At 47.6% G+C, this 15556-nt stretch carries 13 protein-coding genes; all 13 read right to left on the bottom strand.

The window, feature by feature from the left end; genetic code table 11:
• A complete protein-coding gene (locus tag ACFODW_RS15385; protein WP_390307677.1) occupies positions 1-2295 on the bottom strand; it encodes an arylsulfatase in 2295 nt (764 codons plus the stop codon).
• A 39-nt stretch (positions 2296-2334) separates the two neighbouring features.
• Positions 2335-3591, bottom strand: a complete 1257-nt coding sequence (locus ACFODW_RS15390; protein ID WP_390307678.1) for an MFS transporter — start codon at positions 3589-3591, stop codon at positions 2335-2337.
• A 260-nt stretch (positions 3592-3851) separates the two neighbouring features.
• Complete coding sequence (locus tag ACFODW_RS15395; RefSeq protein ID WP_390307679.1) at positions 3852-4691, bottom strand: alpha/beta fold hydrolase; 840 nt, start codon at positions 4689-4691, stop codon at positions 3852-3854.
• Between the two features lie 112 nt (positions 4692-4803).
• Entirely contained in the window at positions 4804-6315 is a 1512-nt protein-coding gene (tcuA, locus tag ACFODW_RS15400) for an FAD-dependent tricarballylate dehydrogenase TcuA (RefSeq protein ID WP_390307680.1), read from the bottom strand.
• Between the two features lie 190 nt (positions 6316-6505).
• On the bottom strand, positions 6506-7933 hold the full coding sequence (gene tcuA, locus ACFODW_RS15405) for an FAD-dependent tricarballylate dehydrogenase TcuA (protein ID WP_390307681.1): 1428 nt from the start codon (positions 7931-7933) through the stop codon (positions 6506-6508).
• Positions 7934-7944: 11 nt separating this feature from the next.
• Positions 7945-8673, bottom strand: coding sequence for a metal-dependent hydrolase (locus ACFODW_RS15410; RefSeq protein ID WP_390307682.1), 729 nt, complete (start codon positions 8671-8673; stop codon positions 7945-7947).
• Between the two features lie 34 nt (positions 8674-8707).
• Positions 8708-9484, bottom strand: a complete 777-nt coding sequence (locus ACFODW_RS15415; RefSeq protein ID WP_390307683.1) for an SDR family NAD(P)-dependent oxidoreductase — start codon at positions 9482-9484, stop codon at positions 8708-8710.
• A gap of 39 nt (positions 9485-9523) precedes the next feature.
• Positions 9524-10390 carry an aspartate/glutamate racemase family protein gene (locus ACFODW_RS15420; protein ID WP_390307684.1) on the bottom strand — a complete coding sequence of 289 codons (867 nt, stop codon included), beginning with the start codon at positions 10388-10390 and terminating at the stop codon, positions 9524-9526.
• A 31-nt stretch (positions 10391-10421) separates the two neighbouring features.
• Entirely contained in the window at positions 10422-11801 is a 1380-nt protein-coding gene (locus ACFODW_RS15425) for an FAD-dependent oxidoreductase (protein ID WP_390307685.1), read from the bottom strand.
• A 70-nt stretch (positions 11802-11871) separates the two neighbouring features.
• Entirely contained in the window at positions 11872-12825 is a 954-nt protein-coding gene (locus ACFODW_RS15430; protein WP_390307686.1) for a VOC family protein, read from the bottom strand.
• Positions 12826-13146: 321 nt separating this feature from the next.
• Entirely contained in the window at positions 13147-13929 is a 783-nt protein-coding gene (locus ACFODW_RS15435) for a 2-keto-4-pentenoate hydratase (RefSeq protein WP_390307687.1), read from the bottom strand.
• Positions 13930-13953: 24 nt separating this feature from the next.
• Positions 13954-14775 (bottom strand): adenylyltransferase/cytidyltransferase family protein, encoded by an 822-nt coding sequence (locus tag ACFODW_RS15440; protein WP_390307688.1) that lies wholly within the window; start codon positions 14773-14775, stop codon positions 13954-13956.
• 30 nt (positions 14776-14805) lie between these two features.
• The gene (locus ACFODW_RS15445) at positions 14806-15288 is read right to left on the bottom strand and encodes a flavin reductase family protein (protein ID WP_390307689.1); all 483 of its coding nucleotides are present in this window, start codon (positions 15286-15288) and stop codon (positions 14806-14808) included.
• Between the last annotated feature and the right edge of the window lie 268 nt (positions 15289-15556).

Genomic DNA, 15556 nt, shown 5'->3' on the forward strand with positions numbered 1-15556 from the left:
TTATTTTTGACTTTCTAGTTCATAGATGACCTTTTCTATCTCGCCTTCAAACTCAAATATGCCTTCTTCTCCATAGTTAGGTGTTACTTGATAGAGACTGTCCTTTCCAACACTCAGTCCTTCGAAGGAGAGTTTAAATGGATGTGTCTGATCTATTTCTCCGCTGCCGACCTGTTTGCCATCCACATATATAGAAGCTGTGCCAATATGGTCTCCTGTTTTATCAAACTGCATTTTTACGGTCGTCTCTCCTGTAGGTATTTCCGTATCTGATTCCACCCGGTAGATTTCATTTCCCATGTTGTACTCATAGACCAGCCGATTGTCCTTCAAGTAGAAAGTATAACCACTTTGGTATCCTCCCAAGGCTACAAGTACACCATCCTCTTCTGTACTGTCCCTAAAGAGTGGTACGGTAATAGAAAAGGACCTGTTCAAAATGAATGGACTGGCAGCTTCCGGAAGTTGGGACATGTCGGGATAGAAGACAAATCTATCTTTTGCCCGCTGTGAATCCTCTGGCACAGAAAGAAATCCATCCGGCCCTAGGTCCGTCATCGGCAGTACATCATACTGCTTTGCTTCCTTCTCAAACAACTTTTTCATCTCTTCAAGCTTCTTCGGCTCTGCTTCAGCAAGATTATTAGACTCAGTTGCATCTTCAGCTACATGGTAGAGTTCCCATGGATCCTCCTCGAATGGTTCTCCAAGCTGATGATTGGCTATTGCTTTCCAACCATCATCATAAATAGCCCTGACCCCATTAGATTCATAGACTTGAGTTTGTTTACCTTCTGTTTCCGGATTAGTTAGGGACTCAGCAAAACTCTCTCCATGAAGTTCCATTTGCTTGACCCCGTCAATTTCTTTCGGTGGCTCCACACCAAGAAGCTCATAGATGGTTGGAGTAATATCGCTGACATGTGCATATTGGTCCCTAATTTTTCCTTTATCCTTGATCCCCTCTGGATAATGGACAATCAGCGGAGAACGGATGCCTGCTTCATATGTCGTTGCCTTATACATCTTGAATGGGGTATTGCTAACCTGTGCCCAGCCATTCGGGAACTCTGCCTTTGCTGCATTGGTGCCAATCTTGTCATAATGTTCCATAAGCATATCCATTTCCTGCGGGATCACATTATAGGTCAATGTGTGATTAACAGAACCATTTGGCCCCCCCAATACACTTGCACCATTATCGGACATGATCATGATGATGGTATTATCGAGCTCACCTACTGAACGGAGATGTTCAACAAACCGGCCAATCTGCTCATCCGTATGTGTCATCATCCCTGCATAAGCTTCCTGAAAACGGGCAAAGAGCTTCTGCTCCTCCTCAGACAGATCCTCCCACGCTGGGATTCCCGGGTTTCTATCCACGAATTCTGCTGATTCCGGAATGATTCCAAGTTCCTTCTGCCTCTCAAACCGTTGTTTCCTTATAACATCCCAGCCTTCATCATACTTCCCTTCATACATTTCAATATATTCATCCGGCACCTGTACCGGCTGATGCTGGGAACCGAAGTTCAATGTAATAAGGAAGGGGGCATCATTTGTCGATACATGGTCGGTAATGTATTGGTTAGCTTGGTCGACCATTGCCTCGGAGAAATGATAATCATCTTCCCCTGTGACATCCACAAAGCTATTATCATTTACAATTTCAGGCTGGAATTGATCGGTAGAATCCTCCAGGAATCCATAGAACCGGTCAAACCCTTTCCCGAGCGGCCAATTTTCATATGGACCAGACGGGGTCGCCTGATGGGATGGGGACAGATGCCATTTGCCCAAAGCATAACTGGTATACCCCTCCTCGCCCAACACCTCGGCAATGGTTCCTGCTTCAGGATTGATCCTACCTCGCTTGTTTGGATAATCAGGCCCCATATCAAAATTGGCCACCGTAGCCATTCCTACTGAGTGGGCTTGCCTTCCCGTAAGTAAAGCTGCTCTGGTCGGTGAGCAGGTCGGATTCACATGGAAGTTATTGTAACGTAGACCCTCGTCGGCAAGCGCATCCGTATGAGGTGTCTCTATTTCTGACCCATAACTTGCGAGATCTGAGAACCCCAAATCATCCAGCACGATATAGGCAATATTGGTATCAGGTTTTATTTCGCTCTCTCTGCTTGCATTCTGGTTTTCGGATGCCGATTTAGCTGCCGTTTCTCCCGCAAGATCAGGAGCTGTATTACCAGTGGCGCAACCCGAGATCATAGCTAACGTTGCCACCGTTGCGGTTAATTTTTTAGTCGGTGATGACCAAGATATTTCCTTTGGCATTTGAAACAATCACTCCTTCATTTATAATTCTCCTCACTTCTAGTCACCGCCAGCCACTTCAGGCAATGGGACATTTTCCTTCGTTTTCTCCTTTCCTTTCAATGTTTCTTTCAAGGTAAAAGATATGATGGAGGCTGCGGTAAAGCAGACGGCGATCACCAGCATGACTGCCGTTAGCCCATAGGCATCAGCCAGTACTCCTGAGACGCCGATAGAGATGGCGCCAATCAACTCTCCAGTTCCCATAATGAGGGAATTTGCGGTAGCCATTACTGATCCAGGTACACTTTCCACCGGAATAATGCTTTGATAAATCGTGTTCAGTGCGAGAATCACTCCGCCGATCATCACGTATATTGCCAGGCTCATCCATGACTCCGGGTACAAAAAGAGCATAATTGGCGCACCTACTCCCAAGAAAGCGTACCCGATCATTGCCGGTTTCCTGCCCACTTTGTCCGAAGAAAAAGGGATGAACACCTGCCAGAAAATGGTGAGCAAGCCGAACATCGCCATAACTAACCCCATGTTAGTTACAGATAATAAACTGACCTGTGTCAGATACAAAGGTATAAACGAGTTGAATGTCCACATAGCCCCCATACAGCAAATGCTTAGCAGCACACAGATAAGGATATTTCTGTTTTTCAGCACGGAGAGAATCTGCTGGAAACTGACCGACTCACTGCCTGTCTGTTGCCCTGCAGTTGATGAAAGCTCGTCCTTAATGTATTTGAGCATTAATAAAGCGGTTACAAAACTTGGGAAGCTTACAAAGAAAAAGGACCATCTCCAACTGAACAGTTCTCCTAACTGGGTAACTACTACGGGCCCTATGGTTACTCCAATTACCGCACTCCCCGCATAGATAAGCCCCATATTCCTGCCCAGCTTTTTCGGCCGGGATACTGCAGCGAGCATCGAAATAGCAATCGGCAGAATGACCCCCTCGCTCGCTCCCAACAGAGTGCGAACAACCAATAAGTAGCCATATGAATTGGCAAACATGGTGATCAGAGCCAAAATGGAGGTAACCATCGTCGCCCAGAAGATGATCTGCTTTTTATGGCCGAGCCTATCTGATAATATGGCAAAGGTTGGAGCAGATAAAGCAAATCCAATGGTCTGCCACATGTTCACCTGGCCGATCTGCGTATTGGTCAAAGCAATATCTTCAATTATCAAGGGCATCAGCATCGATAAGGCCTGTCTATCCAAAAACAAAAATCCCCAGGCTAGAAAAAACAGCAGGACAAGCATGGACTCATACTTTGCTTCACTCGTTTTCAAATTCATTAACAGACCTACTTCCCATATTTGATTTTTATTTAGCTGCTCATGATACAGAATACCCGTCCGATGCAACCTTACATGTCCAGCACTTTAGAAAACGCTATCAAAAAATGTATTATACGCGGAAGATTCTGTGAATTTATGCCATAAACATCCCTTCCACCTTTACTAACAGCCCCTCCTTCCACCCTATATCATAGCCGTGATTTGCCCTGCTGTACTAAACAAACCACGGCTGGAAATAGCTAGCTTTACCTATTCCTTCAGATACTTCTTGAAAAATAATCCTTCAGCAGATTACTGAAACTCTCATGATGTTCAATCTGTGTCCAATGGCCGCATCTGCTGTACACATGCATTTGGACATTCGGCAAATGTGATAATAAATAATAGCTGGAATCTATGGAGCAAACACAGTCGTCCCGGCCATGAACCAGCATGACCTCCTGTTCAATACGCTCCAAGGCAGTAATAGGAACCGGAACGGCTGCTGTAGAGAAGATGGATGCATTGGAACGCTTGATTTCAGGGCGCATTGCCGTTTCATAGCGCATCTCCGTGACGGATTCGATTTCATCGGCCATACCCTTATAATCATGGACAAACCAACTTAGTATCTGACGCATTTTCTGTGGGGACGGCTCATTATAGAAGCCTTTTGCACGGGCCAATTCCGGGCTCAGTTTGGTATTTGGGGTGCCCCCCGGCCCCATCAATATCACCCGGTCGAATCTTTCCGGATGTTCAAGCAGCAGTTCCAGTGCTACGGAACAGCCCAAAGAATTTCCGACTACATGGGCTCTTTCCACCTTCAATTCATCCAGAAGCTCGATCATCTGGTCTACCCAGTAACGCATCCAACCTTGCCTATTTTCCGGCAGCGGATCCGGATGGCCGCTGTCGCCGAACCCGTATAGATCCGGTGCAAGACAGTCGTATTGGCCACTGCATTCTTCTAATTGGTATCTCCAGTTGGCATATGCCGTCACTCCTGGCCCCGACCCATGGAGGAATAGAACCGTTTCCGAATTTCCTTCCCCGGACCGGTTCACATATGTTTTGAAATTCTTTGTTTGAATGGTTTGCATTGTGTTGTTGGTCATATTATTTCCGCCTCCTTGTTTATAATTTTAGGAAGATTCCACCTACTAAATCTAGGTGAAAAATTACTCAAGTCTTATATAATTTCCAACAATTTTTACTAGTTGCTTAATTTTAATTATTCATGGCTGCTTCCTGCTCTTGCCTTCTCTTCATTAGTTCTGCCGCATTCTTGCCGGCGATCTTTCCGAATACGGATCCTGCCATCAATCCTGCACCACCAGGGTAGTTGAAATAAAACAAGCCGCCGACCAATTCTCCTGCCGCAAACAGGCCAGGTATCGAGTGATCCAGAAGATCCTGCACTTCCGCGGCTGTATTAATCTTCAGACCGCCATAGGTGAAGGTAATTCCGCAAGTGACCTGATATGCCTCGAACGGTCCTTCATCCAGCGTGTTTGCCCAGTTGGTCTTCTCTACTTCCAATCCTTCGGTACGGCGGCCGTCTTTCACATTCGGATGAAAAGGAATATCCTCCCGCACTGCTTGATTGTACTCTTCGACAGTCTTCAGGAAGGTCTGTTGATCAACTCCTACCAGTTTTTCTGCCAATTTTTCCAGTGTATCGGCTTTTACCTTCGTGACCTGTCTGCCCTTATATTCTTCACGAAGCAATCCAGTCACCTTTTGGTCGAATATCTGCCAGGCAAACTGACGAGGCTGTTCCAGGATTTTCTTGCCGTATTTGGCATACGTATAATTCCGGAAATCCGCTCCTTCATCCACAAATCGTTTTCCCTCTGCATTAACGATGATGCCGAATGGATAACTGAGCTTCTGAAAGCCTTCTGTAAAGTCCGGCACATTCATATCACCGCCGACCGAATGGGCCCCGGACCAGTTTCCTGTCGATCCTGCCCCTATCTCAAGGGCCATTCGAATACCGTCTCCTGTGTTATAGCGGCTTCCTCGGGTTTTTGCAATATCCCACCCCGGTCCGAGGTACCTGGTACGCATCTCTTTATTGGCATGGAAGCCGCCCGATGCAAGAATAACCGCCTTGGCATGTACCTCTGCCGTTTTGCCATTGTGTTTGAACACCACTCCATAGACCCCTTCATCGTCGTGCAGCAGTTCTGTTGCCATAGCATTGAACAGTACCTTCGTTCCATGTTCAACCGCTTCTTTATGAAGGATATCCACCAGTCCTTGTCCGCCGCCTACAGATTCAAGGATCATTCCTCCCCAAAATTTGAACATGCCATCAATTTTAAATGCCTGCCGCCCATATATAGGTACAAAACGAACCTTATGAGAATGCAGCCATTTCATCGTCTCCAGGCTCTCACTGGTCAGCAATGAAGCCAGTTCCGGATCAGTCCGATAATCCGTCAAACGACACATATCCTCAAAAAACTGTTCGTCCGGATAACTGCCAAAATCAGTCGTCTGCAATTCCTGTTCAGTCAGATCCGGCACAATTTCCTTTATATCGTCCACTCCATCATATGCAAAACGGATCGATCCATGGGTATGTGAGCTGTTCCCTCCCTTATATTTCTCAGGCGACTTTTCCAGAACCAGCACCCGGGCACCTTGCTCACTCGCAGAAATAGCGGCGGACATGGCTGCGTTACCGGCACCTACGATCACTACGTCTGTTTCCAAGTATTCTCGTTCACTCAAATGAAATCCCCTGCCTTTCCTGATTTTTATTTACTGGCTTGTGTCAGTGTGGGCAGCACGGTGCGTGCAATCTGATCTGCACAGGTTTGCAAGTCAGCCTGCATCCCCTTTTGGCTGCCCATTGCTAAACAGCTTCCTCGATTGTTAAAAAAACAGGAGGAACCCAGTCCTCCTGTTCATATGTTTTGCCTTACCGTACTGTTTCCGGTTCACTGACAATGTATTTAGCTGCTTCCTCTCCAGCAATCCTGCCGAAGACTACCCCACGTAGGACGGAGGTTCCGCCCGGATACTTGCCATGGTAAAGCCCTGTTATTTCTCCAGCTGCATACAGGCCGGGGATTGGATAATCATCCTGTGAAAGGACACGGCTCCGGTTATCCGTCGCAACACCTCCATAGGTGAATACATTGGAGCATTGGATTGGGTAGCAGATATATGGCCCCTTATCAATCGGGACAGCCCAGTTGGACTTTTCCGGTGACAGCCCTTTCGTACACTTACCGTCCAGGTTCTTCGGATCAAACTCACCCGGCTGGACTGCTGTATTATAGTCCTCTACTGTTTTCTTCAGCTGCTCCGGGGGAATATTGATTTTTTCGGCAAGCTCTTCAATCGTATCCGCCTCTATTGGCGGCTTCTCCGTTTGGATCGCATTTTCATAATCCTCTATATCAAACATCCTCTGGTCACTGATCATATACGCAACATGCTCTGGAAGATCAAATATTCTTCTAGCTACTGCTTCGTACTGCTCATCAATGGTGGATATCCCTTCATCAACAAAGCGGTTGCCGGATTGATCCACGAGAATGCCGTATGGATAGGTCATAACGGCAGCATCTCCACGGTTGCTGCGTGGGTCTGATGGCTCCGCATGGAAGGAATCGAGCTGCCCCGAGCTCTTCGCCCCAATATTGAATGCCATATGAATGCCTTCACCCTTGTTGAACATGCCGCCTGGTGCGATAGTAGGAAGCTTATAGGCTTCTTTTCCAAGGTATCTGGTGAGCATTTCTGCATTTCCTTGAAATCCGCCATTAGCAAGGATGATAGCCCTTGTCGTAACCTTTGTCGACCTTCCGTCTTCTCCGCGGATCCAGATTTCACTGACACTGCCGTCTTCCCCAATACCGAGCCGCCATGCGGTAGAATGGTAGGCAATCTGTACATCGAGCCGCTCTGCATGCTTGGAAAGCTGGTCGAGGATGGCCCTCCCACCGCCGACAGGCAAGAGGCGCGGCCTGTTGGCAGTCAAGAAGAGGGTCGGCAGATAATCAAATTCCACTCCTCTTTCCTTTATCCAAGAAATCGTTTCTCCTGCTTTCTCGCTGAGCGTGCGGATATAACTTTCATCACTGCGTCCTCCGGAAAACTCCATCATTTCTTCGACAAAGTTTTCGGCCACCTTCGTTTCATCCTCCATCCGCAGATAGGCTGCGGTATCACGAGAATTTCCTCCTCTTGTTTCATAGCCGGAGCGTTCTAGGACCACCACACGCAATGGCCTGCCGAGATCCTTTGCCTGTTCAGCTGCTGCCAATGCAGCAGCGGTTCCGGCCACACCGCATCCCACTACAACTATATCGAAATCCATCTCCTCGGTATTTTTTGCCATGATAATCCTCCTTATTTAACAGATGTCGTTTCTTTCGAGCCATCTTTTGTCCAGGATTTTTCTTCGCCCGGCTCTGGTATCCAGCTGTCTGCTTTCACACCGGTTTCTTTCACCAACTTTTCGAATTCCTTTGGATTCTGATCGATAGCCGGGAATGTGCTATAGTGCATCGGCACATAATGCTTCGGCTGCACCATGGAGACGGCCCGGGCAGCATCACGAGGCCCCATGGTGAAACGGTCCCCGATCGGCAGCATCAATAAAGTAGGCTGATAGATTTCCCCATAGAGTTCCAAATCCTTATGAAGTGCCGTATCCCCCACATTCATGATGGTGACGCCACCGCTGCGGATGATGAGACCGCCCGGCGCCCCGCTGTCCGCACTATGGAACGCATGGAAAAGGGTCACTTTCAAGTCTTCCTCCAATCCTACTGTTCCTCCCATGTTGATGCGGATAAAGGACTCTCCGCTCACTCCGTGGTCCTGCACGAACCGTTTCTCCACTTCCGGCTGTGCCACTACCTTGGCCCCTTTCTTAATCAGCTCCGGAACGTCTTTCACATGATCCCAATGGTCATGGGTGATCAAGACATAATCGGCCTCGACCTCCTCCACATCGCCGGGGTTCTTTGGATTGTCCGTATACCATGGATCGATGACCAGTTTCTTTCCTTTTGCGGTTTCCAATTCCCAGGAGGAATGTCCCATCCACCTTGTTTTAAGATAATTTTCTGCCATTGTTTATTCCTCTCCTTTACATGTTTTTCCTTTATTACCAGGCACTCCATCCACCGTCTATCAGCAGAAGCTGGCCGGTCATATAGTCAGATGCCTGTGATGCCAGAAACAGTACAACCCCTTTGATTTCTTCCGGCTTGCCCAGCCGTCCAAGCAGGGTCCGTTCCGCCATGGATTCCAGACGGCCAGGCTGATCCGCCAGCGGCTGCGTCATATTGGTCGGGTAAAAGACACCCGGAGCGATACAATTCACCTGGATATTATTTTTGCCCCATTCGGAGGCCAGGCCGCGGGTAAGGTTGACTACCCCCGATTTGGACGCATAGTAGGCGGGTTCCGGCAGCGGTCCGACCAGGTTGGAATACAGGGAAGAAACATTGATGATCTTCCCGGAATTCTGCCCGAGCATCTCCCTGCCGACCCGCCGTGCCACCAGCCATGATCCAGTCAGATTGACATCGATGATCCGCTGCCATTCCTCCAGACTTGTATCGACAGTAGGCTTACGCAGCATGGCACCTGCATTATTATGCAGAATGTCGATGTTTCCATAAGTATCCACGACAGTACGGACCGCTTGATCCACGCTGTCCTCGCTGGTGACATCAATGGGAACAGTGATTGCTTCCCCGCCGGTTTCCTGAATGGCTTTCATTGTTTGATGGAGATCCTCTTCCCGGGAAGGCAGGTCAGCCACCGCCATCTTACATCCAGCTTCTGCCAATGCCATGGCGGACTGGGCACCAAGCCCTCCCATTCCTGCACCGGTGATAAAAGCCGTTTTACCGGACAAATCGAATAATGATGACATCCTATTTCCTCCCGACATATTTCCTAGCGTTAGCGGAATTTATTTTCCTGCTTCCGAAAGATTCTTCAGTGTTTCCCTCACGGCCAGGCCCTTATCTTTTTCAACCCCTGGACTGCCGTCAAAGCCGTACATTTCCCGAAGCCTATCCACCGCTTCAGCGGGCGGTTTGGCATTGAAATATCCTTTCCGGGTCATATAGACGCCGGAGTTTTGTTGTAAATCGACAAGGGATTCACACATTTTGATGCCGGATGCAAAGGAATCCACAATCGGCACCTCGCCGATCCGGGAAATGCCATGGGTTGCAAGGAAGACGTTCATTGGGCCTTCCCCCGGTACAATTACATCTGCGCCTTCAGAAATAGCTTGTTCTGCAGACTTTTTAAATGATGCGATGATTGGCTCTGGATCCTCAAATCCGGCAAGAACGTCATCAAATTCGGATTCTAAGGGAACAATCGGTCCGAGTTTATCGCCCAGTCCGTAACGGGTGGCATTTTCACGCAGTTCATCGGCCAATGGACGGAGGAAATTGACTACACCGATTTTATCTCCTAGCATGGAGGCCATATGGAAGGAAGCCTGCCCATAGCCAACCACCGGAATGTCCACAAGGGTTCGTGCTTCCAGCAGCCCCACGTCCGGAATAGTGGCAATGAACATGGCATTATACCCTGCTTTTTCGGCAATAAGTGCTGCCCTGACAAATTGTTCTTTATGCAGATTCTGGAGATAGGAATGTGTAATAAAATGACCCGGGTAATGGGTCGGATACGTTTCTTCGTCCATTCCGTGCATGACCACCTCGACATCGGGGCGTGCGACCTTATCAATATGATGCAGGATGGCATCGCGGTATGCCGGCACACGGTCAATGGTGGTTAAGCTCTGATGCCAAATTTTCATTAAATACACCTCCTGGATAATGCTTTATAATTTAAGTTATTGTTTGCTGGAACTTGCCTAATGCGCTTTTTACTGCTACACGCCCGAAAATAGCCGCCTTGCCAAGAGAGCTTCCGGTCATATATCCTGCACCATGAAACCCGCCGGCAATCTCACCAGCTGCATACAGCCCGGAAATCGGTTCGTCATACGGGTTCAACACTTCGGCTTTTGTACTGACGGATAAGCCGGCGTAAGTAGCAAGCATAGCCACCTTTGTTTCAAACGCATAGAATGGGGCAGTGCGAATAGGAGTCGGCTTTCCAAAATGGTGGGTGAGCGTATGGCGGCCGAATTCATCCTCGCCATTCTGGACCCCTTCATTGTATTCAGCAACCGTGCGCCGCAAAGCATCAGGGGATACATCGATCTGTTCAGCCAACTTTTGCAGGCTTTCCGCTTTCTTGATCAGCCCTTTCCTCAGCAGCCTCTCGAAATCATAAAGCTTGTCCCCGGGAACACTTTGATCCATCACCGTCTGATCCCATATTTGATATGTCGAGTTCTCTTTCTCCCGCAATGCAGCATTTCCGAGGAGCTTATAGGAGAGGGATTCATTGACGAAACGCTTTCCTCTTCTATTGATAATAATTGCTCCTTTATAGAACGCGAGAGCCTGGGATTTCTCCGGCCCTTCGGCTGTTGGATGAAATCCATATGTACCGCTCAAATATGGAATATCCTTCATCCAGGCTCCATGCTCACATGCCATCCGGATGCCTTCCCCTTTATTGCCAGGACCACCGATTCGGATGGTCCGCTTCAGATGTGGCGCAAAATGCCCAAGCAGCTCCTTGCTCTGGGAAAAACCACCGCTAGTAAGGACAATTCTTTTCGCTGCATTGGCCGTCTTCCTCCGCCCTCCTTGTTCGTAGAAGACCTGTTCGACATGGCCACGAGCACTTCTCCCCAGCCTGATCACCGGGGAATCGACAGCTATTGTTACATTCGGCATCGATACTGCGTGGTCATAGAACGCCTGTATTGCCTGGTTGGAATCAATGGTATGCCCCCTTGGCACACTATGTCCGCTCACAGCTTGGATGGAGAGGAATTCAACGCCGTGTTCCACCAGCCAGTTATAGGTATCAAGCTGCAATTCTCCGTAGGCTGCAACAAGCTTCTCGTCGTTTGCTCTTCCCCCCACTTCCAACATATCGTCGACTAACATCTCTGCAGTGTCTTCCATTCCCTGTTCCTTCTGCATAGCTGTACCGGCAAAAGCCATATACCTGCCACTGAGAACGGAGCTGCCGCCAACTTTCCCCTCCTTTTCTAAGAGGAGAACTTCAGCACCCTGTTCGCCCGCTTCCACTGCGGCACAAAGACCAGCCAAACCTCCTCCCACAATCACCAGCTCATAATCATCCATCCACTTCACATCCTTCACCTTTGTTTGGAACCGGTTTCATTTAAATGAATATTTTTCTCTGATTGGATGGTCACGCTTCGATGGTCAGTTGGTTCTCCTCTTTGTCCTGTACCGTATCCCCCCAATATGTGTTACCTACACTGCGTTCCTCCTCTGTCCATACAATCGGCTCCCAATCCGGTTCAAAAATCAAATAGCCGCCGCTGAACAATTCCACCCGGCATCCACTGCCCGGATCCATAACATATAGATACAGTGCTTGGGATATTCCATGTTTTCCAGGCCCAATGAACTTAATTCCTTGTTCGCTCAAGATATCAGCTGCCCTTAACAGGTCCTGCGAGTCGTCCAGCCAATAGGAAATATGGTGGAACTGATTAGGAGTGGCAGCATTCGGCCGTGGACTCAAGGCAATATCGTGTACAAGATTTGTAACGCTCATCCAAGCAGCTTTCATTGGTTCATCTTTGCCGCTCACATATTCACGCAGCTTGAATCCCAGTTGATTGGCCAAATAGTCATGAATCTCGGAAATATCCATGGAGGTAGCTATGTTGACATGATCAATCCTTCGTGGAGAAATCCCTTTCCTCCAGGATTTATATCGCTGGTTCTTTAAAATGGACCGCTTATCTTCCTCTGCCAGAGGTTTATCCATATCATAGTAGATCTCAAAGGCATGCTGGCTTGGCAGTTTGAAACGGATTGCTTCTCCCTGGCCTGTTTCCTCCCCTGCCTTTACCCATTCCACCTCGTTCCCCGCTTTCTCAAGCAGCAGTGCAAACCCTTGTACATCTTCTGGCCGCTTCGCTTTCCATCCTATATGATCTACCTTCGCCTTCTCTCCCGCTTTCAAGGAAAACGTATGATGCTCAAAGTCTCCCCAAGCTCTCATATAAATGGTATCGTCCTTTTCTTCTGTCACTTCCAAGCCGATGACATCGCGGAAAAACCAAAGGGATTTATCCAAGTCCGGGGTAACCAACGCAACATGTCCTAATTTAGCAATCTCTGGTAAAGTCATCTGTTGACCTCCTCTTTCATCTATTACTATCAAAAATTATCTTACTTAAAGTTTAGAAAATTTGTTATTCCCTTTCTAGAGTAAAAAATATTCAACTTCTTCTTCTTTTTAAGAGATTTTTATTGGTAGGTGAGTAGATGTATCGGCAGTACGTGCAGGGTATCAGCAGGTGCATGAGTTTATCTCCAGCACGTGCTGGCTATCGCCTGGTACGCGACCTTTATCGGCAGCCTCTTACCAATCGGCAATAAGCAGTTTGCCGTACACACAAAAAAAGAATGCGCGATGCATTCTTTTTTTAGGGTCTGTTCTATTATCCTGTTATTTTTCAAACGCAGCATGAACTGTTCCAAGTCCTAAAAATTCAGCCTTGAATTCATCCCCGCCTTCTACATCTACTGCCTTGGAAAGGGCGCCCGCTAGGATTTTTTCTCCTGCTTTAAGAGAGATATCATATTCACCGACAGCATTGGCAAGCCATGCTACCGCAGAAATAGGATTCCCCATGACAGCAGCCCCTGTGGCCTCGTCCAGGAATTCTCCATTTCGATATACCTTCATCTCTACATTCGGCAAATCAATAGTATCCAGCGAACGGGTTCCTTCTCCAAAAATGGCGCCTGCTGATGAGCCATTATCCGCAACTGTATCCTCAAACTTGATTTTCCAATCGCTGATCCGGCTGTCAATAATCTCGATTGCCGGAACTACATGGGAAGTTGCATTGATGACATCTTCAGCAGTCACCCCGGGGCCCTTCAAATCTTTATTTAATACGAAGGCTATCTCAAACTCCACCCTAGGCTTAATGTAGGGGTCTAGGGAGATAACGGAATTATTCTCATGCACCATATCATCCAGCAGATGGCCATAATCAGGCTGGTCCACATTCAACATCTCCTGCATGGCTTTACTAGTAAGGCCGATTTTCTTCCCTACAATTGCTGCCCCCTTGGCCTTTCTCTCTCGTACATAGCCTAGTTGGATCTGGTATGCTTCTTGAACGGAAATTCCTCTTGAGGAAAAATGAAATGCTTCTATGGGTTTCTTGGTTCTTTCCGCTTCCACTAAAGAGGAAACGGCATCATCAATGGTTACTGGCATGTTTGCACCAACTTTCCGTTAAATTTACGAATATGCGTAGACGGCCCCTTCACGCACCTGATGGCGTAGTGTAACAGAGACCTCGTCACCGACCTGGCAGCGCACTTCACTGTCTGCCGGAAAATAGATGCGGTTTTGCAAATGCTCTACACATACGTTTGTCATGATAATATCGTCTTTCGTTTTTACAGTAGCCGTATAGCATCCTGGTGCGGGAAGCATGTAGCAGGAAAATGCCTCGAGGGAGTCGCCATTCCATTGGCCTTTGACTTCATACAGCCTTCCAACCAACTGTGGCAGTTCCTCGACATTCCCTTCGGCGATCAACTCGCGAATCCAAGTCGAACTGATTTTCCTTCCCCGATATTCCACTTTTCCAACCTTTGTCGTCCCTATCCGGCCACCGGCATCTTCTTCCAGGCGGTCAATATTGCCTGCTCCTTTAAAACCGTAGGAAAAATCATAACCTGCAACAGCATGGATCGTGCCGAACTGAAGAAGATATTGATTGACATAATCCTCCGGAGAGAGGGAGGCGAACGATTTATTGAATGATACAATATAAAACCGGTCGACCCCTAGTGATCGGAGCACTTGCGCTTTCTCCTCCAATGGCATGAGGTAGTCAAATGCAACGTCTCCATTGGACAGCACCGTCTTCGGATGCGGGAAGAAGCTCATAACTGCCAGGGATGCTCCCAGTTCTTCCGCTTTCCTGCCTGCCGTTTTTATCACTTCCTGATGTCCCTTATGAATACCGTCAAAAAAACCTAATGCAATCACATTCCTGTCGGATTGCCGTTGCCAGTATTCAAGATTTTGTTCATTCAACATAATCGTTTCCATTTTTTGCACTCCCTCCGGTCAGACTATTTCTTATACAGAAGTTTCTACTTGCTGTTCCTCCAGCCGACGATATTTGCCACAGGAGAAGATAAGCGGCTCTCCCTCTTCCAATTTGACATCGGTAACTCTTCCCATGAACAGTGTGTGATCACCTTCCACATGCTCTCCTGAAACCTCACAAGATATCTGGGCCAAAGCATTTGGCACGACCGGGACACCGTCCAATCTATCAAACTTGAATTCCTGGTCATATTCGATCTGCCCGGCAAAAATCATGGATTCCTTTTGCTGTTCAGCAGACAGGACATTCACCGAGAATGTTTGACTCTGTTTGATTCTTTCCAGCATGGAGGCATCCTCCTTGATGGAGATGACAACCAGTTTCGGATCCAAGGAAACGGACATAAATGCATTTGCCGTCATCCCATGAACCTTTCCCTCAACCTCTGTTGCGATGACATTGACACCTGTTGCGAATTTCCCCATTGCATTACGGAACTGACGATCTTCCATTGTTGAATTCCTCCTTCATATTTTATAAAATCCTAGTCTCCCACTTCCACTGGAAAGCGCTAACATTTTTGACTTATAAAAATGTTTCGCCTTCTTCATTTACAAGTTTGATGAAGTAACTTAAATATTTATAAAACTTAAACTTTATTGCTTATTTTCTATTCTACGTAGTTGCCCTCCGCATTTCTAGAACAAAAAGTGTTGTTTTCTCGGATATTTTCGTTAATATTTACTAGTTTTACTACCGAATAGCAGAAAAACAGGTCCA

The sequence above is a fragment of the Virgibacillus sediminis genome (assembly GCF_042643265.1).
In the GTDB taxonomy this organism is placed as follows: Bacteria; Bacillota; Bacilli; order Bacillales; family Amphibacillaceae; genus Virgibacillus_O; species Virgibacillus_O sediminis.

Excerpts from the sequence above, each read along its gene's own strand:
- ACFODW_RS15385 (WP_390307677.1), bottom strand. The coding sequence starts at position 2,295 with ATGCCAAAGGAAATATCTTGGTCATCACCGACTAAAAAATTAACCGCA.
- ACFODW_RS15390 (WP_390307678.1), bottom strand. The coding sequence starts at position 3,591 with ATGAATTTGAAAACGAGTGAAGCAAAGTATGAGTCCATGCTTGTCCTG.
- ACFODW_RS15395 (WP_390307679.1), bottom strand. The coding sequence starts at position 4,691 with ATGACCAACAACACAATGCAAACCATTCAAACAAAGAATTTCAAAACA.
- tcuA (WP_390307681.1), bottom strand. The coding sequence starts at position 7,933 with ATGGCAAAAAATACCGAGGAGATGGATTTCGATATAGTTGTAGTGGGA.
- ACFODW_RS15410 (WP_390307682.1), bottom strand. The coding sequence starts at position 8,673 with ATGGCAGAAAATTATCTTAAAACAAGGTGGATGGGACATTCCTCCTGG.
- ACFODW_RS15415 (WP_390307683.1), bottom strand. The coding sequence starts at position 9,484 with ATGTCATCATTATTCGATTTGTCCGGTAAAACGGCTTTTATCACCGGT.
- ACFODW_RS15420 (WP_390307684.1), bottom strand. The coding sequence starts at position 10,390 with ATGAAAATTTGGCATCAGAGCTTAACCACCATTGACCGTGTGCCGGCA.
- ACFODW_RS15425 (WP_390307685.1), bottom strand. The coding sequence starts at position 11,801 with ATGGATGATTATGAGCTGGTGATTGTGGGAGGAGGTTTGGCTGGTCTT.
- ACFODW_RS15430 (WP_390307686.1), bottom strand. The coding sequence starts at position 12,825 with ATGACTTTACCAGAGATTGCTAAATTAGGACATGTTGCGTTGGTTACC.
- ACFODW_RS15435 (WP_390307687.1), bottom strand. The coding sequence starts at position 13,929 with ATGCCAGTAACCATTGATGATGCCGTTTCCTCTTTAGTGGAAGCGGAA.
- ACFODW_RS15440 (WP_390307688.1), bottom strand. The coding sequence starts at position 14,775 with ATGGAAACGATTATGTTGAATGAACAAAATCTTGAATACTGGCAACGG.
- ACFODW_RS15445 (WP_390307689.1), bottom strand. The coding sequence starts at position 15,288 with ATGGAAGATCGTCAGTTCCGTAATGCAATGGGGAAATTCGCAACAGGT.